The 18,860-nt window shown below is 58.4% G+C and carries 19 protein-coding genes and 2 pseudogenes; 9 read left to right on the forward strand and 12 right to left on the reverse strand.

The features are described 5' to 3' along the window. Positions 1-68: 68 nt before the first annotated feature. A complete protein-coding gene (locus MKS85_RS17765; RefSeq protein WP_047227913.1) occupies positions 69-1,367 on the reverse strand; it encodes a mechanosensitive ion channel family protein in 1,299 nt (432 codons plus the stop codon). Positions 1,368-1,560: 193 nt separating this feature from the next. Between MKS85_RS17765 and MKS85_RS17770 the strand changes: the two genes are divergently transcribed. Further along, positions 1,561-2,907, forward strand: coding sequence for a DEAD/DEAH box helicase (locus MKS85_RS17770; RefSeq protein WP_188252111.1), 1,347 nt, complete (start codon positions 1,561-1,563; stop codon positions 2,905-2,907). A 236-nt stretch (positions 2,908-3,143) separates the two neighbouring features. On the opposite strand, the gene MKS85_RS17775 is transcribed toward MKS85_RS17770, so the two are convergent. Next, complete coding sequence (locus MKS85_RS17775) at positions 3,144-3,419, reverse strand: hypothetical protein (RefSeq protein ID WP_139050863.1); 276 nt, start codon at positions 3,417-3,419, stop codon at positions 3,144-3,146. Between the two features lie 290 nt (positions 3,420-3,709). Between MKS85_RS17775 and MKS85_RS17780 the strand changes: the two are divergent. After that, positions 3,710-4,627, forward strand: a pseudogene (locus tag MKS85_RS17780) (ShlB/FhaC/HecB family hemolysin secretion/activation protein); the annotation flags it as partial. 33 nt (positions 4,628-4,660) lie between these two features. After that, positions 4,661-5,026 carry a hypothetical protein gene (locus MKS85_RS17785; protein ID WP_188252112.1) on the forward strand — a complete coding sequence of 122 codons (366 nt, stop codon included), beginning with the start codon at positions 4,661-4,663 and terminating at the stop codon, positions 5,024-5,026. Between the two features lie 62 nt (positions 5,027-5,088). On the opposite strand, the pseudogene MKS85_RS17790 reads toward MKS85_RS17785, so the two are convergent. Continuing rightward, positions 5,089-5,982 (reverse strand): annotated as a pseudogene (locus MKS85_RS17790) (IS4 family transposase). Between the two features lie 255 nt (positions 5,983-6,237). Between MKS85_RS17790 and MKS85_RS17795 the strand changes: the two are divergent. Beyond that, complete coding sequence (locus tag MKS85_RS17795; RefSeq protein ID WP_054916221.1) at positions 6,238-6,507, forward strand: hypothetical protein; 270 nt, start codon at positions 6,238-6,240, stop codon at positions 6,505-6,507. A gap of 113 nt (positions 6,508-6,620) precedes the next feature. Here MKS85_RS17795 and MKS85_RS17800 read toward each other — a convergent pair whose 3' ends face one another. From MKS85_RS17800 to MKS85_RS17815, 4 genes are all read right to left on the reverse strand, one after another. Further along, a complete protein-coding gene (locus MKS85_RS17800; RefSeq protein WP_188252113.1) occupies positions 6,621-6,920 on the reverse strand; it encodes an addiction module antidote protein in 300 nt (99 codons plus the stop codon). After that, positions 6,913-7,215 (reverse strand): type II toxin-antitoxin system RelE/ParE family toxin, encoded by a 303-nt coding sequence (locus MKS85_RS17805; protein WP_188252114.1) that lies wholly within the window; start codon positions 7,213-7,215, stop codon positions 6,913-6,915. The genes MKS85_RS17800 and MKS85_RS17805 overlap by 8 nt, the downstream gene beginning before the upstream one ends. Before the next feature lie 117 nt (positions 7,216-7,332). Continuing rightward, positions 7,333-7,605, reverse strand: a complete 273-nt coding sequence (locus MKS85_RS17810; RefSeq protein ID WP_003198952.1) for a hypothetical protein — start codon at positions 7,603-7,605, stop codon at positions 7,333-7,335. Between the two features lie 409 nt (positions 7,606-8,014). Beyond that, positions 8,015-8,746, reverse strand: coding sequence for a thioredoxin family protein (locus tag MKS85_RS17815; protein WP_188252115.1), 732 nt, complete (start codon positions 8,744-8,746; stop codon positions 8,015-8,017). Positions 8,747-8,933: 187 nt separating this feature from the next. Here MKS85_RS17815 and MKS85_RS17820 point away from each other — a divergent pair, with 187 nt between their 5' ends. Further along, positions 8,934-9,326 (forward strand): transcriptional regulator, encoded by a 393-nt coding sequence (locus tag MKS85_RS17820; protein ID WP_076385904.1) that lies wholly within the window; start codon positions 8,934-8,936, stop codon positions 9,324-9,326. Positions 9,327-9,462: 136 nt separating this feature from the next. Here the strand turns inward: MKS85_RS17820 and MKS85_RS17825 are convergent, their stop codons facing one another. The 3 genes from MKS85_RS17825 to MKS85_RS17835 all read right to left on the reverse strand — a co-directional run bounded on the left by MKS85_RS17825 (position 9,463) and on the right by MKS85_RS17835 (position 11,525). Next, entirely contained in the window at positions 9,463-10,329 is an 867-nt protein-coding gene (locus MKS85_RS17825; RefSeq protein WP_188252116.1) for a DUF6279 family lipoprotein, read from the reverse strand. A gap of 96 nt (positions 10,330-10,425) precedes the next feature. Then, positions 10,426-11,142 (reverse strand): TorF family putative porin, encoded by a 717-nt coding sequence (locus MKS85_RS17830; RefSeq protein ID WP_076385900.1) that lies wholly within the window; start codon positions 11,140-11,142, stop codon positions 10,426-10,428. A 194-nt stretch (positions 11,143-11,336) separates the two neighbouring features. Next, the gene (locus tag MKS85_RS17835; RefSeq protein ID WP_018607615.1) at positions 11,337-11,525 is read right to left on the reverse strand and encodes a hypothetical protein; all 189 of its coding nucleotides are present in this window, start codon (positions 11,523-11,525) and stop codon (positions 11,337-11,339) included. Between the two features lie 352 nt (positions 11,526-11,877). Between MKS85_RS17835 and MKS85_RS17840 the strand changes: the two genes are divergently transcribed. Continuing rightward, on the forward strand, positions 11,878-12,714 hold the full coding sequence (locus tag MKS85_RS17840) for a S1 RNA-binding domain-containing protein (RefSeq protein ID WP_047227905.1): 837 nt from the start codon (positions 11,878-11,880) through the stop codon (positions 12,712-12,714). A 421-nt stretch (positions 12,715-13,135) separates the two neighbouring features. Further along, positions 13,136-14,581: an NCS1 family nucleobase:cation symporter-1 gene (locus tag MKS85_RS17845; RefSeq protein ID WP_076385898.1), complete on the forward strand. Its 1,446-nt coding sequence runs from the start codon at positions 13,136-13,138 to the stop codon at positions 14,579-14,581. Here the strand turns inward: MKS85_RS17845 and MKS85_RS17850 are convergent, their stop codons facing one another. Further along, on the reverse strand, positions 14,582-15,754 hold the full coding sequence (locus tag MKS85_RS17850) for an MFS transporter (protein WP_188252117.1): 1,173 nt from the start codon (positions 15,752-15,754) through the stop codon (positions 14,582-14,584). 103 nt (positions 15,755-15,857) lie between these two features. On the opposite strand from MKS85_RS17850, the gene ptrR reads away from it, so the two are divergent. Both ptrR and MKS85_RS17860 read left to right on the forward strand, forming a co-directional pair. Next, on the forward strand, positions 15,858-16,751 hold the full coding sequence (gene ptrR / locus MKS85_RS17855; RefSeq protein ID WP_139050859.1) for a putrescine utilization regulator PtrR: 894 nt from the start codon (positions 15,858-15,860) through the stop codon (positions 16,749-16,751). 140 nt (positions 16,752-16,891) lie between these two features. Then, positions 16,892-17,020, forward strand: a complete 129-nt coding sequence (locus MKS85_RS17860; RefSeq protein ID WP_256222727.1) for a PA1414 family protein — start codon at positions 16,892-16,894, stop codon at positions 17,018-17,020. Positions 17,021-17,331: 311 nt separating this feature from the next. Here the strand turns inward: MKS85_RS17860 and MKS85_RS17865 are convergent, their stop codons facing one another. Then, the gene (locus MKS85_RS17865; RefSeq protein WP_310663044.1) at positions 17,332-18,720 is read right to left on the reverse strand and encodes a sodium:solute symporter; all 1,389 of its coding nucleotides are present in this window, start codon (positions 18,718-18,720) and stop codon (positions 17,332-17,334) included. Between the last annotated feature and the right edge of the window lie 140 nt (positions 18,721-18,860).

The raw sequence follows: 18,860 nt of genomic DNA on the forward strand, positions 1-18,860 counted from the left end.
ATCTGTTGTCTGACACTGCGCTTTCGCGAGCAGGCTCGCTCCCACAGGGGATCTCTGCGACTTGAAGGTCAAACCACCTGCTTCTGCGGCTCCGGCAGAGGACTGGCCCCCAATGCCGCGGGCAACAGCCCCGAACGCAGATCCATGCCACTGGGCTGTTGATACAGGTTCAAGCCGAACTCCGGCATCACCGCCAGCAGGTAATCAAAAATATCCCCCTGGATACGCTCATAGTCGGCCCACGCAGTGGTGCGGGTGAAGCAGTAGATTTCCAGCGGGATGCCCTGGGCCGTGGTCTGCATCTGGCGGACCATGCAGGTCATGTTTGGCTGGATGTCCGGGTGGCTTTTCAGATACGCCAAGGCGTAGGCGCGGAAGGTGCCCAGGTTGGTCATGCGTCGGCGGTTGGCCGACATCGCTGCGACGTTGCCCTGGGCTTCGTTCCAGGCCTTGAGTTCGGCCTGTTTGCGGCTGATGTAATCGGTCAGCAGATGAACCTGGGTCAGGCGCTGTTCTTCCTCGTCCTGCAAAAACCGCACGCCGCCGGCATCGATGAACAGGCTGCGCTTGATCCGCCGCCCGCCGGATTGCTGCATGCCGCGCCAGTTCTTGAACGACTCGGACATCAGGCGCCAGGTGGGGATCGAGACGATGGTCTTGTCGAAGTTCTGCACCTTGACCGTGTGCAGCGTGATGTCCACCACATCACCGTCGGCCCCCACCTGAGGCATCTCGATCCAGTCACCGACCCGCAGCATGTCGTTGCTGGTCAACTGCACGCTGGCGACGAACGACAGCAAGGTGTCCTTGTAGACCAACAGAATCACCGCCGACATGGCCCCCAAACCCGACAGCAGCAATAGCGGTGAGCGGTCGATCAGGGTGGCAACAATGATGATCGCGCCAAACACATACAGCACCATTTTCGTCAGTTGCACGTAGCCTTTGATCGAGCGGGTGCGGGCGTGTTCGGTGCGGGCGTAGACATCCAGAAGGGCGCTGAGCAGGGCGCTGATGGCCAGCACCATGAACAGGATGGTGAAAGCCAGGGCAACATTGCCCAGGAAAATCATGCTGGTCTTGCTCAGTTCCGGCACCAGGTGCAGGCCGAACTGGATGACCAGCGAGGGCGTCATCTGCGCCAGGCGATGGAAAACTTTGTTCTGGCGCAAGTCGTTGACCCAGTGCAGGGCCGGCTGGCGACCCAGCAATTTGGCACCGTGCAGGATCAGGTAGCGCGCCACGCGCCCCAGCACCAGGGCAATCACCAGCAGCAGTATCAGTGCAAGGCTGGAATGCAGGAGGGGATGCTTATCGAGAGCACCCCAAAGGTCTTGAATGTTGACCCAGAGCTGTTTGATGTCCATGGACGAAACGGTTCTTCTATAAAGACGCGACGGTGCGATTAGAGCATTTAAGCCAGGTTAAGTGACCCTTGATGACGAATCGGCTCACAAAAAAGCCACTGATTAGCGCCGTTCGTATAAAGAAACTCGGCCTTCGCGCTCGAAACCGTTACCCTATGCAGCTGTTTTTTTGCATTTCTTCGAGGTAGCACCCGTGTTTTCCCAATTCGCCCTGCACGAACGCCTGCTCAAAGCCGTGGCCGAGCTTAAATTTGTCGAGCCAACGCCGGTGCAGGCAGCGGCTATTCCGCTCGCGCTCCAGGGGCGTGATCTGCGGGTGACGGCGCAGACCGGCAGCGGCAAGACCGCGGCGTTCGTGTTGCCGATCCTCAACCGCCTGATCGGCCCGGCCAAGGTTCGTGTCAGCATCAAGACCCTGATCCTGCTGCCGACCCGTGAACTGGCCCAGCAAACGCTCAAGGAAGTGGAACGCTTCTCGCAGTTCACCTTCATCAAGTCTGGCCTGATCACCGGTGGCGAAGACTTCAAGGTCCAGGCCGCCATGTTGCGCAAAGTACCGGACATCCTGATCGGCACGCCAGGGCGGATGATCGAGCAACTGAACGCCGGCAACCTCGACCTGAAAGAAGTCGAAGTACTGGTGCTGGACGAAGCCGACCGCATGCTCGATATGGGCTTTTCCGAAGACGTGCAGCGCCTGGTGGACGAATGCACCAACCGCCAGCAGACCATGCTGTTCTCCGCCACCACCGGCGGTTCGGGCCTGCGGGAAATGATCGCCAAGGTGCTGAACAACCCTGAGCACTTGCAGCTCAACGCGGTCAGCCAGCTGAACTCCACGACCCGTCAGCAGATCATCACCGCTGACCACAACCAGCACAAAGAACAGATCGTGAACTGGCTGCTGGCCAACGAAACCTACGAAAAAGCCATCGTGTTCACTAACACCCGCGCCATGGCCGACCGCATCTACGGTCGCCTGGTGGCCCAGGAATACAAGGCGTTCGTGCTGCACGGCGAGAAGGACCAGAAAGACCGCAAACTGGCCATCGACCGTCTCAAGCAGGGCGGCGTGAAAATCCTCGTCGCCACCGACGTCGCCGCCCGCGGCCTGGACGTGGAAGGCCTGGACATGGTCATCAACTTCGACATGCCCCGCAGCGGCGACGAATACGTGCACCGCATCGGTCGTACCGGACGCGCCGGCAACGATGGCCTGGCGATTTCGCTGATCTGCCATGGCGACTGGAACCTGATGTCGAGCGTCGAGCGCTACCTCAAGCAGAGCTTCGAGCGCCGCACCATCAAGGAAGTCAAAGGCACCTACGGCGGACCGAAAAAGGTCAAGGCCTCGGGCAAGGCCGTTGGCGTGAAGAAGAAAAAGGTCGACGCCAAGGGCGACAAGAAGAAAACCGGCGCCAAGGCCCCGACCAAGCGCAAGATCGCCAACCGCCCGAAGACCGACGCTTTGTCGCTGGTCAGCAAGGACGGCATGGCCCCACTCAAGCGCCGCAAGCCGGAGGCGCCAGCGGCTGAGTGAAGCTGCGTCAGCGCTTGATAAAAGAACCGGACCTTGAGTCCGGTTTTTTATGGATAACTGAATCTGACGCAAAACCCGTGGCGAGGGAGCTTGCTCCCGCTGGGCTGCGCAGCAGCCCCAACAAAGTGGAATTTACAATCATCTAACGAGTTGACGCTTCGATTTCAGGGGGCGCTTCGCACCCAGCGGGAGCAAGCTCCCTCGCCACCAAAGCAAGCTGTGCCCTGCTTCGGGCGTCACCCCGCTTTCTTCTCCGCATTCTTGAGCTCTTGAAGACGCTCATCAATCAACTGGCACTTGTCCGGCACATCTTTGCTGGCGGTCTCCAGGTCCATGGCCTGCAGTTCCTTATTCATTTCCTTAGCCTTCTCCGGGTTCTGTTCGGTGAGCCTGGTCACTTCCTTGGCCAATTGTTCACGCTTGGCGGTGGCTTGCTCGGGCGTGCAAGTGGCCCAGGCAGGCAGGGCGCAGCTGAGGGTGGCGGCGAGGGTGAGTTTGAGGAGGGTTTTCATGGCAGGGGCCTCGTATTCCTTGTTGGGCTGATAAGGGGTTGAGGCCACGCGAGGGTGGAAAGTTCATTGGCTGGATGTTGCGAGGCACGCCCGCGATTGTTTCTGTCCCTCTCGCAGGCAGTTTCCGGTTCCGCATCGGACCTTTCGTACTTCCGTGGGGGAGGCGTCTTATTTCAGATGGATGGTTTCGGTAATAGTCCCGCGGACTCAAACAAATAGTTGACGTCAAAATGATGGCTAATTAGTATCGCGCCACTATTTTGATATCGTTTTTGCTAGAGGGATCTAACATGTCCTCCCCCTTACTTTGGGCGAGGTTGTGCGTAGCTTTGCTGTGCCTTTCTCCGCTTCCCCTTGCTCACGCTGCCCCCACCCCCGGCGAAACCGACCTTATCCGCGAGCGTCAGAACCGCTTGCTCGAAGAGCAGCGTCAACGTCTGGAAGAACTCAAGGACTTACCCGGCAAGGCGGAGAAACCGGCCCAGCCAACAGCGCCTGCCGATGCCCGATGTTTCCCCATCAAGACCATCGAACTCAAAGGTGCCGACAGTCTTTCGGCCAGTGAGCGCGAGCGGTTGCTCAAACCTCACATCGGCCAATGCCTGGGCGTGACGCAGCTCAATGAGCTGCTCAAAGTCATCACCGATCACTACATCGAAAAAGGCCTGGTCACCAGCCGGGCCTATTTACCGCAGCAGGATTTGTCCGGTGGGCATTTAAGCGTGCTGGTGGTGGAAGGACGGCTTGAAGGCTTGAAGGGCGCCGAGAACAGCAAGCTCTCGGACCGTGAATTGGCGATGGCCTTTCCTGGCAAGACCGGCGAGTTGGTCAACCTGCGAGAGATCGAGCAGATGGTCGATCAGCTCAATCGCCTGCCATCGAATCAGGCGAAGATGGAGTTGACCCCCGGCCAGAACGTCGGTGGCAGTGAAGTGCGCGTCACCAACGAAGTACAAAAGGCCTGGCGTGCCGGGCTGTCGCGTAGCAACGACGGCCAGCGCAGCACAGGCGAGCAGCAGTGGGGCACCAGCTTTGAGTGGGACAGCCCGCTGGGCTTGGCCGACCAGTTGATGTTGCGCGGTGGTCACGATGCGATGACCGACCACCAACACACCTCCAACAACGCCATGCTCTATTACAACTTGCCTTTTGGCTGGTGGAACGTCAGTTACACCTACAGTCGGAGCGAGTACCGCTTCAAATCAAGGAACTTTCAAGGTATTTAATCCTGGTAGGCCATAATGAAAAAATCAGAATTTATAGCTTGTGAACGATGTGGAGGGGAGTTGAAGGTTTTTGAAGAGGCTAGTACTCAGGGGTTAAAGTGCACTAATTGCGGGTGGTCGGTAGTGACGACACATATCCCCGATATTAAGGTTGATGAGACGAAGTATGAGGTCTGCTGTAGTGGTGACTATAAAAATGTGGTCCATATTAGAGCTGTGTCTGAGGTGCTGGGTTGTAATTTTTTAACAGCTAGAAAGACACTGGAGCATGGACGTTCTCTCGTGTTTGTCGGACAGGCAGAGGAGGTTTTGCGAGTTCGAAATATTCTTGTTTCGGTTGGGCTGGTCTGCACCATTTCACCTGATTTTAATTGGGGGTAGGTGGGGATGTTTATGTTTGGTCTGTGGAAAACCGGGACAGACCCTGAGGGATCCCCACAAATCTACTCCAATGCCTGCGCCTCTTGATGTACCTCTGCTCGCAACGCGTGCTCAAGCCTCTCCAAGGTGCTTCGAGAATTTGAGCCGCGTCCGCAGCGCCAGTATTCCAAGCCCAGCCGCCACAGCGATAGCACTCGTCGGCGTTTAAGGTTATTGCTTTGAAAGCGACGCTCATGACCCGCCTCGCGGGCCTGCAACCCAGTTAAAAAGCAATGTAATTAGCCAGAGCCGAGATCAGCAAAAGCACTTCGATTCGGCGTGGACAGTGGCTTCGGTGAAGACGATGCCAGAGCGTAGAGGTTTTTAACGGGCAGCCAAGTGTCTGACTCATTTCGGTAGAGATCCCGGTTACGCACGCGCCCCACGTAATACCAGCCTTGCGCCTCGACGGCTTTGATCCATGGCCGGCGAAAACCTGCATCAGCCACAAGGATCGGAACGCAGTCTTTGGGGAGCATTTCGGCAAGCGTTTGTAGCAATCGTTTTTGATATCTGGGACAACCCTCGCGCTCATGAACGCTTTCGTAGATCGGGAACGAGCGTCCTGCCAACGGGATGGCAGCGCGCAACAAAAAGAACTCTCCAGCCGCATCAATGGGTGACCAATCAACCAGGATCAACGGATGCTTCAGCGAGCCCAACAAGGCTCGCAGCATGACCCAGTAGAACAGCGGGCGCTCGGTTTGCAGATGCCGATTACCCAGTAACCGATCCACTCGTTTGATGGTGTGTTTGGGATAGGCTTTGCTTGGCAAGAATCGACCAAGCCCCGTCAGAGTGAGCCGACGTCCTCGCAGTAATGCGCTGACACAACACATCAACGTTTTCAGACGACGAGAATGAACACCAGGAAGTGCTTGGGCTAGCGCGCTGTGTAAGAATCGGATGGCCTGCATGGGGCGGGATCTTGTTTTGTGTGGTGCAACACAAGCTGCCGACTCATGCAGGTCTCTTCAATATTCCAACTTCTTGATTTTGCGTAAGAAAATTCGGGGTCCCTCAGGGTCTGTCCCCGTATTCCCCACGTTATTGAGTACAACGCAGGTAAGGTGATTGGAACAAACGTCTCAGGCGCTCCAACATCGACAATCAAAATAAATGTTCGGGATGGTGTGATTCAGACTGCATTCCCGTACTAGTTAGGAATGGTTATGAGCAGTGGCGGCACACTAATAGAACGATTTGTCGCCCAAGAGTTGGACGACAGCGTTCGCTCTATTTTGAAAGATGCCTTTGATGAGCGGATGTGCTCAAAGAGCGTTCTGCTTAGGGAGTTCGAGTTTAATTGCTTTGACGTTTCTTTGGACTTTGAAAAAGGTATCGTCACATTGCAAGATGTTCTTTCCGCTGGAGAGAGTAGCTTTCTTGATATACCGATACGTGATTTTATCTCTGCTTGCGGTTTGAATGTCTCTTGTTAATTGTAGAAGCCTAGATGTGATCTGACACCGGCCTAGCGGGGGCAGCCCCTTAACCGTGGTCTACGCCCCGTTTTTCCAGTTTTCTTGCCATTTCAGTCACCTTTCCATTAGGACTACGACGCAGTGTGCGTGTGTGGCCGAGCCGTCATATCGACGCCAAGTGCCTTCATGACCGCCAGGAGTGTTTTCAGAGTGGGATTACCATGCTCGCTGAAGGAACGGTATAGCTGTTCGCGCGACAGGCCCGTTTCCCTGGCCAATTCGGTCATCCCCTTGGCTCGTGCGACTACCCCCATCGCTTTGGCGATATAACTTGCATCGCCGGTTTCCAGGGCATCGCTCATGAACTCCGCGATGGCCTCGGGAGTGCTGAGGTATTCTGCGGGATCGAATTCTGTAAAAGTCTCAGTCATTTTGTGCTCTCCACGTCTGCATGATCTGGTGGGCGGTTTCAATGTCGCGGCTCTGACTGCCCTTGTCACCGCCACAAAGCAGAATCACCAGCACGTCGCCCTGCTGGTAGAAATACACCCTGTAGCCAGGCCCGTAGTGAATTCGTAGCTCACTGATACCATGACCGACTGGGGCGACATCGCCAGGTAAACCCTCTATCAGTCGATTGATCCGTGAGGTGATACGAGCTCTGCCGGTGCCATCCTTGAGCTTTTTCAGCCAGGATCGGAATTTGCTAGATTCGATCTTCTTCATGAAATGTAGTCTGTAAAATACAGAAAAAGCAAGGCTGCATATTTAGGGTCAAGCGTGTGCCTTGTTATTCCATTAATTAGAAAGTGAAACGGGCGACCCAGAGGTCGCCCGTTTTCGTTACTCAGCAGCTTGCGCCCGCAGCCGCCTCCCAATCACATCCAACACATCACATCCATCGCGAAGCGATATCGTCAGCAGCTTGCAGAAATCAGAAAGCACCACCGTATCGGAGCTGATATCCGAGCGGAACGCGATGTTTTCCAGCACCTGGGTCACGGTGCGGATGCGGTAGTCGGCGGTTTCGAAAAGGACGTCCAGCGGGGCTTCGGTATCGATGAGCAATGTTGCGGGGACGCAGTCGATGCCAGTGATGGGCATGTATCGATTCATTTTGAAGATCTCTGTTTGATTGGCTGAAAGCCATCACTCAGTCGTCGCCAAACGATTGGGTGGTGGCTGTGCGCAGGTTGGCGAACCGGTTACAGAGAAAACCGGCAGATCCGAAGATCTCCCGCGCACAGCCGCCGTGGAATATAGCGGCTTTGCGGGTGCGTCGGTACCTGCAATCAGCCGGTAGCTTTCGCATTCTCTGTAATCGAGTCGCCAAACCCGAATCGCCTTTTGGGCGACGAGGGACTATAGGCTGGCCCGCTTTAAGGCCACAAGACACCGATTTCCGAGCTCTACGTAGGACGTTTGGCATGGCATTTGTCGGCTTAAAGCAAGCGACTGCTGCGCAGTCGAGCGGGAGCAAGCTCCCTCGCCACAGGGTTCGCGCTCGACTGGGCAGGTTGGCGCATCAGCTGTGGCAGCAGCTATGGGGCTTGGCCTCTTCGTATTTATCGTGATGCCGCACCCAGTCCATGATTTCGTCTTCGTTGCGGCCCTTGGGCGTGAGATCGAGGTAGTTGTAGGTGCCGACCAGGATGTCGAGGCCACGGGCGTAGGTGGAGTAGGTGTGGAAGATATCGCCGGCTTTGTTGCGATAGAAGACGCTCAGGCCGGGGAGTTCGCCTTCGGTGGTGTCGGTTTTTTCGTAGTTGTAGGTGGCTTTTCCGGCGGCGGTGTCTTCGGGGTTGAAGCTGACGCCGAAGTCGTAGTTGAAGTCGCAGCCTTCTGACGAGACCCAGTCGAAGACCCAGCCCATGCGACGTTTGAACGGCTGGAACTCGGCGAACGGCGCGCGGGACACCGCGACCACGGCGACGTCGTGGTGGGCCAGGTGTTGGTTGGCGCCGTCGATGTGGTCGGACAGGAATGAGCAGCCATCACAGCCTTCTGTCCAGCCGGGGCCGAACATGAAGTGGTAGATGATCAGTTGGCTGCGGCCGCCGAACAGGTCGGCCAGGCTCAGTTCGCCGTTGGGGCCCTGGAAACGGTAGGGTTTTTCGATTTTTACCCAGGGCAGGGCGCGGCGTTCTGCGCTGAGTTTGTCGCGTTCGCGGGTGAAGGCTTTTTCGTGGATCAGGTGCTGGCGACGGGCGGTGAGCCATTCTTCCCGCGAGACGACGGCATGATTTTCTACGTTCATGGTGAATTCTCCTGCGTGGCAGAGCCGCTGATTCGGCACTTCTGTCAGTGGTCGTTTGGCCCAGTGTGAATTCGACAGGCCGTTGGTCGGCTTGGGCAATAGCCCACCGGTAAGCCCGGCTGAACGGCAGCGCAGCGCCTGGGTCACACTTTAAGTAGGCATCTCACTCTTTGGAGGATGGACCAGGATGACGACTTATAACTGGGACTTGATCGAACGGTTGTTGCACGAAGTGCAAAACGGCGCCGGCCACAGCTTTACCCCTCGGCCTTATGCGGAGCAGTACGCGGCAGAGAAGGCAGCCGCAGGCGAGCCGATCGAGAACCTCGATCATCTGAAAGCGGTCGCCGGGGAGTACGAAAAGCTGCTGTTGGAGCGTAACTATATCGAGCCTCGGCCGGAGGAAGAGGGCGGTAACGGCGAGAACTTTGTGCTGACGCCCCGTGGCTCGCGGTTGTTGAGCCTGATCGACAGCAGCATCCCGGGCAATGATCATCCGCGCCAGGTGCTGGATGAGCAGGAAGATGCGCTGGATGAGTTTACTTTTGATGAGGTGGCTTCGAAGGCGCAGATTGCCTGACAGGCCTGCACTGAGCCCTGTGGGAGCGAGCTTGCTCGCGATAGCGGTCTGACATCAACAGGTCTGTTGCCTGTTCTGCCGCTATCGCGAGCAAGCTCGCTCCCACATTCGATCTCCCACATGCATCTCAGTGGTGTTATGAGCGTGCTGCCTTCAGGCACTTCAAATCACTGAAATCCTTTTTCACCCGGTCGATCTTCCTCAGCAAGTGTTCGCGTTGCGTCGGGGTGCTGTCGGCCATCACCTCCACCAGCAGGCTGCGGGCCTGGGCTTCGGTTTTGTCGAAGGCCTGGCGGTAGGCGGGGGTCCAGAGGCTTTCGCGGTCGACCAGCAGTTGCTCGATGCGCTTGGGGAAATCGGGGCTGTGGCGTTGCGCCACAGCTTCGCTGAACTGGTTTTGCCAGTGCGCGCGGTTGGCGATCCATTGCTGGTTTTGATCGCCCAAGGCGCGGGACCAGGCCTGCACGCGTTGGCGCTGGGTTTCGCTGAGCGGGCCGAGCCAGTCGTTCAGGCGTTTCTCCATGCGTTCGCTGCGCTCCTGGATTTGCTGCTGCAACGTCGGCTTGAGGTATTGCTGCTGGCGTTTGCGTTGGTCTTTGACGAACGCGGCGTCCATGTCCGCGACCTGATCGTCGTTCAACCCCTGCAATAACTCGATGGCCGACGGGGTGATTTCCCGGGCGGTTTCGGCGATGGCGGCCTTGGCTTCCCGGGTACGCTGTTGCAGGGCCTGGTCGGTCACCTGGTTGGTTTGCACCATGTTCTTCAAGCGGTCCAGCCAGTCAAGGTAGCCGGGCAGTTGTGTGGTGCAATGCCAGTTCAAGTGTTCATTGAGACGGTCGTTGAACCAGTCCTTTTGCTCGCCATTGATGTCCAGATAGTCGTTGAGCGTCCAGGGGATGATCAGGTCGAGGTTGCGGTAGGCCAGGCCCACGCGGCTGCAGGCGGTGACGGTGAGCAGCAGGGCCATGAGCAGGGCGATGCGGGTGAACCAGCGCGACATGAGCGAGTCCTTGCGAAGGCATGGGTTGCGAAGGCGTAACTGTCTTGTTTGAGCATGGCAGGTGCGCGGCAGTTCAGCCGATCGAATAAGTAACGCTTAGTAAAAAGGGTGGGCCATCTTGAGGGTCAGCAGGCCGTCGCATTCGCTGTTGTGGCCGGAGTACGCCGAGCAACGGCTGCCGCTCAGGCTGGAGTCGCTGTAGATCAGGTCCAGGTCGATGCCTCTCCAGGGGCGGGAAATTTTCAACGACCAGTCACTGAAACTGCCTACATAACCGTCCTCCACCGACACGGGTGAGTTGTACTGGTGGGTGGTGTATTTGGCGCTGACACCAATGCCAAACGGCACGTTGCCGCCCAGGTCGGCAAACAAGGTGCTGTTCTGTTTATCCGGGTCGTTGCTGAAGGCCGCGCCGAAACGGCTGCCCAGTACGGTCAGGCCACCGAAGAATTCCTGGCTGTCGAGCGTGTCGAGGGTGGGGTAGCTGTAGTGGATCAGACCGATTTCGTAACCCAGGGTCTGGTCGAAGGGCTGTTTGAAGCCCATGTAGGAATCGACTTCAAGATTGCTCGATGGGCTCAGGCCAACGCTGGGCGACCATTGGCCCACGTACCAGCCGCTGTCGTGGCTCAGGTCCAGGCCGCCATGAAACGAGCCGGTGCTCGACGGCGTGACTAGGCCCTGGGCCATGCTGCGGCTGGGCGTGGTGCCGAGTTTGAGGTCGAAGTCGCCGAGCTCGCGCTGAAACACCTGCCCATGGGCGAAGGGGCACGCCAGCAGGCTGAGCGTCAGGGAGACAATGGGAATGCGCATGCTTCACTCCATGGATAGCGAGGAGCAGGATCGGTCATCAAGCTGAAACACTTGAGCTAGAGAGGTGCAAGCATACCGGCGAAAGCTCGGCAGCGAGGGCCGTTCGTCGATTTTTGCAGGATGAGGGTAAGCGGGGAGGTTCCAGTCCAAGCGCTTCGAAGCTCAAAGCGCTTTGGGACCAGGTGACGCGCGGGTTACTTTTTGCCCAGGCTGATCTGCTTGGACGGGCCGAATGTCTGGCCGCTGACGCCCTTGGCAATTTGCTGGATTTCACCGCCGGACTTGAGGAATGCAGCGATCTGGTCGTTGATAGACTCGCTGGTTTCCACGGCTGGAGCGGGCTTTGCTTTGCTGTTGGATGCTTTTACGCGCATGACGGCCATTAACCTGTAAATAATTAATTGGGCCAGGCATCGTACAGGAAATACTTGACAATTGCTTGGCAAATATACTCCCTCAATTATCACGCCGGGCGCTGGAATAAGGGGCGGTTTATGCCGTCATTATTGCCCTAAGCCACTGTTTTAAATAGCAACCCTTTGGACTGTATAACTTAAAAACGGCTGCCCGAAACGGCCTGGAGGGCCGTTGTCCGCCTGACGAATGGCCGCATACGCGAGGAAAACCCAGGGAAATCAACGGCTGCACAAGGCCCTTCCGGCCGCCCGCGCCAGAGGCCACGAATCACGCCGCAAAACCGGGTAGAATGCCGCCCACGCAATGAGGGTATTGGAAATGGCTTTAGTCGGGCGTTACAACAGTTTGCAAGTGGTTAAACACACTCACTTCGGTTTATATCTGGACGGCGGTGCGGACGGCGAAATTCTGCTGCCCAATCGTTATATCCCCAAGGATATTCCCAGCGAAGATGAAGACTGGCTCAATGTTTTTATTTATCTGGACAGCGACGACAAACTGATCGCTACCACGGAAAAACCCAAGGTTCAGGTCGGTGAGTTTGCCAGCCTGAAAGTGGTTGAAGTCAACAGCATCGGTGTATTCCTGGACTGGGGCCTGCCCAAGGACTTGCTGCTGCCGTATTCCGAAGAAAAGCGCCAGATGACCGCCGGCGAATATTGCGTGGTGCACGTCTACCTCGACAAGCACACCCGCCGCATCACCGCCACGGCGCGTCTGGACCGTTATCTGGACAAGACCCCGGCCAACTACACGCCGGGGCAGGAAGTCGATTTGCTGGTCGCCGAAGCCACCGACATGGGCTTCAAGGCGATCATCAATAACAAGCACTGGGGCCTGATTCACAAGAACGAAATCTTCAAGTTCATGCGCGCCGGCAAGCAGGAAAAAGGTTTCATCAAGGAAATCCGCCCGGACGGCAAGATCAGCTTGAGTTTGCAACCCGTGGGTCAGGAAGCGGCGACCAGCCTCAATGCCAAGATCCTCGCCAAGTTGCGCGAAAACAACGGCACGCTGCCGGTCAGCGACAAGAGCGACCCGGTGCTGATCAGCAGCCTGTTTGGTGTCAGCAAGGGCAACTTCAAGAAAGCCATTGGTGCGCTCTACAAGAATGGGCAAATTGTCATTCATGCTGATCGGATTGAGTTGAGCTGATCTTCAGTCGAGCCACGGCAAATAAGGATTCATGTGGCCAGGGGAGGCCGCTGTGGGAACAAGGCTTGCTCGCGATGGAGACGATGCGGTCTTTCTGATACCGAGGCGCCTGTTTCGCGAGCAAGCCTTGCTCCCACAGCGGTGCGCCGTTCCTCAAAATCTCCTGGCCACAGGAGCGGTGTTCGGCTCTCCTCTGTATACAAAACCCTGCACCTTTAGCATGCACCCGCGCCCTGTTCGTGGGCGCGTGCCTGCTCCTGCCCGGCTTTAGTCCCCGCCACACACCGCAGTTTGTCTCATATTCCCCACCTCTGGCACGCATTCTGCGTAGCAACCCGTATACAAACCATGCCGGCTCCCGTGCGCAGTATGGTGAGCAGGTTGATACGGGGGCACGGCGGTCCTCAAAAGGAGCCTCGCAATGTCCGAGCAACTGCCCAACGGCTACAGCCCTCGTCTCTATAACGAAGACCTGGGTCCGCTGCCGCAGAAATGGAACTGGTACAACATTTTCGCGTTTTGGATGAGTGATGTGCACAGTGTCGGCGGTTATGTGTTCGCTGCAAGCCTGTTCGCGTTGGGGCTGGCGAGTTGGCAGGTGTTGATTGCGTTGCTCTGCGGCATCTGCATCGTGCAGTTGATCGCCAACCTGGTTGCCAAGCCGAGCCAGCAAGCGGCGGTGCCGTATCCGGTGATCTGTCGCCTGGCGTTTGGGGTATTCGGGGCGAATATTCCTGCGGTGATCCGCGGCTTGATCGCTGTGGCGTGGTACGGCATTCAGACGTACCTGGCTTCCAGCGCGCTGATCATTGTGGTGCTGCGGTTTTTTCCTTCCATGGAAGTCTATGCCACGCCGCAATTTGCCGGATTGTCCTACTTGGGCTGGTTCGGTTTCCTCAGCTTGTGGTTCGTCCAGGCGCTGGTGTTCTGGGCCGGTATGGAGTCGATCCGTCGCTTTATCGACTGGGCCGGACCGGTGGTGTACGCCGTGATGTTCCTGTTGGCGGGTTGGATCGTATGGAAAGCCGGCTGGAGCAACATCAATTTCACTCTGGCGGAGAAGTCCTTGTCCGGCTGGCAAGCGTTCGGTCAGGTGATCGTCGCGACGGCGTTGGTGGTGTCGTACTTCTCCGGCCCGACCCTCAATTTTGGTGATTTCAGTCGCTACTGCCGGAGCATGTCGGACGTGCGCCGTGGCAATTTCTGGGGGCTGCCGGTGAATTTCCTGGCATTCTCCCTGGTGACCGTGGTGATTGTTTCCGGGACGTTGCCGGTGTTCGGCGAAATGCTCCATGACCCGATCGCCACCGTGGCGCGTATTGACAACGACGTGGCGGTGTTGCTGGGCGCCTTTGCCTTTGTGACTGCCACCATCGGCATCAATATTGTCGCCAATTTTGTTTCCCCGGCGTTCGACTTCGCCAACGTCGCCCCCAGCAAGATCAGCTGGCGTGCCGGCGGCATGATTGCTGCGATTGCATCGATATTCATCACGCCGTGGAACCTGTTCAACAACCCCGAAGTGATCCACTACACCCTGGACGTGCTGGCAGCCTTCATCGGTCCGCTGTTCGGAATCTTGCTGGTGGATTACTACCTGATCAAAAAGCAGCAGATCGACGTCGACGCGCTGTTCAATGACGGGCCCAGCGGGCGCTATTACTACAGCGGCGGCATCAACTGGACGGCGGTCAAGGCGCTGGTGCCGGCGACGTTGATGGGCGTGGCGATTACCTTCACGCCGATGTTGCAACCGATGGCCAATTTCGCCTGGTTCACCGGTTGCTTCCTGGGCGGGGTGTTGTATTTCGCCTTGGCACGGCGTGACTCAACCGTGCACCTGAGCCCATCGCTCGGCCAGGCCTGATTAACGCAGGGCGGTCTGGGCGCAAGGGCTCACCGTACCCCGGCTGGCGGGCCGCAGTAACAGCCCGCCGGCCAGCAGCAGGCCACTGCCGGCAATGATCAGCGCCGGTTGCAAGCCACCGCTGAAGTGGCTGCTCAACGCCGCCAGCAATGGCCCGCTGAGCTGGCCCAAGGCAAAGCAGGCGGTCAACAGGCCCGCGTTGCGCTGGGTGGCGTGGGGTGCCAGTTCCCGGGAACGCAGCATTACCAGTTGCATGCAGGCCAGGAATGGTGCTCCACACAGGATTACGCCCAGCGCCAGCCCCGGCCCGCTGCCCAGCAGGCAGGCGAATACTCCGGCGGCTTGCAGCCAGAGTGTACCGATCAGCCAGCGACCGGTGGTGTTCGGGTTGGGACGACGCAAGCTGACCAGCAACACGCCAGTGGCGGCGGCCAGACCGAAGCAGGGCCAGAACAGGTCTGCTTGCCATTGCCCGTGGAACTGCGCCGAGGCCATCTGCGACAGGAAGGTGGCGGGAATGATGTAGCCCAAGCCGTACAGGGCATACACCACGCCAAGTCGAGCGATGCCACGGTTCGGCGAGGCGCTGACGGGCGCTGTAGCGGTCGCGGCTGCGGCGGGTTGCGGCAGAATGGGCAGAATCACCAGCAGCATCGCCAATGCCACGCCGGCATACACCAGCCACAGGGTCGCGGAGGTCTGGCCGAGCAGGTTCGAGCCCAAGGCGAGCAAGCCGGTCAGAAAAATCCCCAACCCTGGGCCGGCAAACACCAGGGCGCCGAGCCGTGGCCGTCCCGCCGCCGCAGCCAAGGGTTGGCTCAGGGCGGTGATCATCACCAACACCCAGGCGCTTGCCACTCCGGTACCAAAGCGCAGTGCCAAGTGTGGCCAGAAGCCCCAGGCCCAGAACGAAGCCAGGGTCAGCAGCATGCACAGCCACAGGCCCCCGATCAAACGCCGGCGCACCTGTTCCGGACGGCGGGCGAACATGGCGTCCAGCGCGCCGAGGAAGTAACCCAGGTAGTTGGCAGCGGCAATCAGACCGGCGGCGGTCAAGTCGATCTGACCTTCGCCGATTAAATGAGGTAACTGCGGTGTTAAGGCGAAGCGGCCAATGCCCATGGCCATCATCAGGGCGATGAAACTGCCGAGCAGGCGAATCAGAGGTGACATGGCGGGTCTCCAGCGTTGAGGCGAATGACCGTCAGGCTAGGACTGATTGACTTTCATTAAAAATGAATAATAGTGAGTAACTTGTTCATTTTTGGAGAATGTCGTGGAGTTCAGCCAATTGCGGATTTTCCAGGCCGTGGCCGAGGAAGGCTCCATTACCCGCGCCGCCGAGCGGCTGCATAGGGTGCCGTCGAACCTCTCGACCCGGCTCAAGCAGCTTGAGGAGCAACTGGGCGTAGATCTTTTCCTGCGCGAGCGTCAGCGTTTGCAGCTATCGCCAGCGGGAAAAGTCCTGTTGGACTATGCGATCAAGCTTTTTGCTCTGCACGACGAAGCCCATGCTGCCGTGCAGGGCGGGCAACCGGCCGGGGATTTTGTGTTGGGTACGATGTACAGCACGGCGGCGATTCATTTGCCGGACCTGCTGGCCGGTTATCACCGCACGTACCCGGCGGTGAACTTGCAGGTGCAGTCGGCGCCCAGCGGTGAATTGCTCGAAGGCTTGCTCACCGGGCGCCTTGACGCGGCGCTGGTGGACGGCCCGCTGGAGCTGGCGGGGTTGGACGGGGTGCCGTTGTGCGACGAGCGGCTGGTGCTGATCACCGAGGCCGATCACCCGCCAGTGCGCAGTGCGCTGGATGTCCAGGGCCGCTCGGTATTCACCTTTCGCCAGGGCTGTTCCTACCGCATGCGTCTGGAAGCCTGGTTTGCCCATGACCATGCGGCCATGGGCCGGGCGATGGAGATTGAGTCTTATCAGGGGATGCTGGCCTGTGTGATTGCCGGCTCCGGGGTGGCGCTGATGTCCGAGTCGATGCTCGCCAGCCTGCCGGGCCGCGAGCGTGTGAGGATGCATCCGTTGGCCGAGCCGTTTGCCAGTGCCACGACCTGGCTGATGTGGCGCAAAGGGATGGTGGGGGCCAATCTCACCGCCTGGATTGAACTGCAGCAACAGGCCTGGCCGCGGGCGCCCGTGATGACGACGCGATCAGCTTGAACTCCGGGAGGTGGATTTGGATCAATTCAGTAACAGATCATTGCAATGTGTGACGAGCATTGCGTAGGACTTCGGACTATTATCAGTGCGAAGGGGCCACAGAATTTTGCCGCTCGTACCACCCTGAAGGGGGCACCACGATGAAAGAGAAAATCCAGAACTGGCTTCACGACTTGGGTGTCGCGCTCGGCCTGATCGAGCCGCCCATGCAACCGATCCCTATCCGCACCGATGACGAGCAGCGCCGCCGCCAGCCGCGCCGTCGGTAAAGACACCGCGAATATCGGAGAGATCGCAGTCTCAGGCTGTTTCAGTTGAAACAGCCTGAGACTGCGATCTTTTTTTGTTTTGTAGCTAAACCTGTGGCGAGGGAGCTTGCTCCCGCTGGGCTGCGCAGCAGCCCCAAAACAGGGCGCTCAACTTATCTGGCACACCCGAGGTGTCTGGCTTTGGGCGCGCTTCGCGCACCAGCGGGAGCAAGCTCCCTCGCCACGGGGACAGTGTTTGGGCTGGCTGCTTCGGTAAAAAAGCAAAAAAAAGGTGTGGCAATCGACGCCACACCCTCGAAGAAAAACTGCTTTCAGACCGCCTTGGCCATCACCTTCGACCGAGGCGACAACAGACTCACCACCACAAAACTCACCAGTGCCACGCTCAGGCTGTAGTAGATCGGCGTATTGGCGTCCAAGCCGTCCTTGATCATGAAGAACAGCGCAGTGAGAAAACCCAGTGACATGCTGGTGATCGCGCCGGCTGTGGTTGCGCGTTTCCAGTAGATGGCACCGATCAGCGGAATCAGCATGCCGCCCACCAACAGGTTGTAGGCCAGGGTCAGGGCACTGATCACATCGCTCACCACCAGGGCGATGCCCAACACCACCACACCCAGCAGCAGGGTCGCGATGCGGTTTTCATGAACGTCGCCATTGCCGCTTTCACGACCCTGGCGCAGACGCGGCAGCAGGTCCTGGACCACGGTGGTGGAGGCTGCCAGCAGGCCGGCCGCGGCGGTGGACATCAAGGCCGCCAGGGCTGCGGCAATCACCAACCCGCGAATGCCGTTGGGCAGGCTGGTCTGGACGACGCTGGCAAAGGCGTTGTTGACGTTTTCCAGGTCCGGCAGCAATACCTTGGCCGCCATGCCGATCAATGCTCCGGCCAGGCCATACAGCACGCAGTACAGGCCTGCGGCGGTACCGGCCACTTTCGCCACACCTTCGCTACGGGCGGTGAACACCCGCTGCCAGATGTCCTGGCCAATGAAGATGCCGAAGAAGTAGATCAGGAAGTAGGTGAGGATGGTGTCCCAGCCAATCGCGGTGAAATCGAAGTAGCTGGCCGGCAAGGCCGCCACCATCGCGTCCCAGCCGCCCGCATCGCTGATGGACATCGGCATCAGCAGGAACACCAGGCCGACGGTCATGATCAAGAATTGCACGATGTCGGTGAGGGTCAGCGACCACATGCCGCCGATGGTGGAATACAGCACGACGACACCGCCGCCCACCAGGATCGACACCCAGAACGGCAGGCCGAACAACACCTGCATTACCGTGCCGATGGCGATGGTCGAGGTGGCGCCGATCATCAACGCATAAACCAGCATGATCAGTGCACTGGCGTGGCGTGCGGCGGGGTTGTAGCGGCGCTCCAGCACTTGGGTCACGGTGTAGATCTTGAGTTTGAGCAGCGGCTTGGCGAGGAACAGGCTCAGGCCGACGATGCCCAGGCCGATGGCGCCGCACAGCCAGAACCCGGAAATCCCATGGACATAGCCCAGCCGCACCGTGCCGATGGTGGAGGCGCCGCCCAGAACGGTGGCGGCCATGGTGCCCAGGTAAAAACCCGGGCCAAGGTTGCGCCCGGCGACCAGGTAGTCGTCACGAGTCTTGGCGCGGCGCATGCCGTACCAACCCAGGGCAATCATGCCGGTGGCATAGATGAGAACGACGATTAAATCCAAAGCCATGATGGCGTGTCTCCGATTGTCTTTTTTATAGTGAAGTCGGTTGGTACCGTGCCCTGGCACTGCAACCTCTGTGTGAACGCGCTTTTGTGGCGAGGGAGCTTGCTCCCGCTGGGCTGCGAAGCTGCCCCTGATGGCGACTG

This window comes from Pseudomonas sp. JL2, from assembly GCF_031570495.1.
Lineage (GTDB): Bacteria > Pseudomonadota > Gammaproteobacteria > Pseudomonadales > Pseudomonadaceae > Aquipseudomonas > Aquipseudomonas rhizophila.

Excerpts from the sequence above, each read along its gene's own strand:
- MKS85_RS17835 (WP_018607615.1), bottom strand. The coding sequence starts at position 11,525 with ATGGCCGTCATGCGCGTAAAAGCATCCAACAGCAAAGCAAAGCCCGCT.
- MKS85_RS17820 (WP_076385904.1), top strand. The coding sequence starts at position 8,934 with ATGACGACTTATAACTGGGACTTGATCGAACGGTTGTTGCACGAAGTG.
- MKS85_RS17805 (WP_188252114.1), bottom strand. The coding sequence starts at position 7,215 with ATGAAGAAGATCGAATCTAGCAAATTCCGATCCTGGCTGAAAAAGCTC.
- MKS85_RS17810 (WP_003198952.1), bottom strand. The coding sequence starts at position 7,605 with ATGAATCGATACATGCCCATCACTGGCATCGACTGCGTCCCCGCAACA.
- MKS85_RS17850 (WP_188252117.1), bottom strand. The coding sequence starts at position 15,754 with ATGTCACCTCTGATTCGCCTGCTCGGCAGTTTCATCGCCCTGATGATG.
- MKS85_RS17860 (WP_256222727.1), top strand. The coding sequence starts at position 16,892 with ATGAAAGAGAAAATCCAGAACTGGCTTCACGACTTGGGTGTCGCGCTC.
- MKS85_RS17845 (WP_076385898.1), top strand. The coding sequence starts at position 13,136 with ATGTCCGAGCAACTGCCCAACGGCTACAGCCCTCGTCTCTATAACGAA.
- MKS85_RS17825 (WP_188252116.1), bottom strand. The coding sequence starts at position 10,329 with ATGTCGCGCTGGTTCACCCGCATCGCCCTGCTCATGGCCCTGCTGCTC.
- MKS85_RS17865 (WP_310663044.1), bottom strand. The coding sequence starts at position 18,720 with ATGGCTTTGGATTTAATCGTCGTTCTCATCTATGCCACCGGCATGATT.
- MKS85_RS17785 (WP_188252112.1), top strand. The coding sequence starts at position 4,661 with ATGAAAAAATCAGAATTTATAGCTTGTGAACGATGTGGAGGGGAGTTG.
- MKS85_RS17815 (WP_188252115.1), bottom strand. The coding sequence starts at position 8,746 with ATGAACGTAGAAAATCATGCCGTCGTCTCGCGGGAAGAATGGCTCACC.
- MKS85_RS17830 (WP_076385900.1), bottom strand. The coding sequence starts at position 11,142 with ATGCGCATTCCCATTGTCTCCCTGACGCTCAGCCTGCTGGCGTGCCCC.
- MKS85_RS17795 (WP_054916221.1), top strand. The coding sequence starts at position 6,238 with ATGAGCAGTGGCGGCACACTAATAGAACGATTTGTCGCCCAAGAGTTG.
- MKS85_RS17800 (WP_188252113.1), bottom strand. The coding sequence starts at position 6,920 with ATGACTGAGACTTTTACAGAATTCGATCCCGCAGAATACCTCAGCACT.
- MKS85_RS17775 (WP_139050863.1), bottom strand. The coding sequence starts at position 3,419 with ATGAAAACCCTCCTCAAACTCACCCTCGCCGCCACCCTCAGCTGCGCC.
- MKS85_RS17765 (WP_047227913.1), bottom strand. The coding sequence starts at position 1,367 with ATGGACATCAAACAGCTCTGGGTCAACATTCAAGACCTTTGGGGTGCT.
- MKS85_RS17840 (WP_047227905.1), top strand. The coding sequence starts at position 11,878 with ATGGCTTTAGTCGGGCGTTACAACAGTTTGCAAGTGGTTAAACACACT.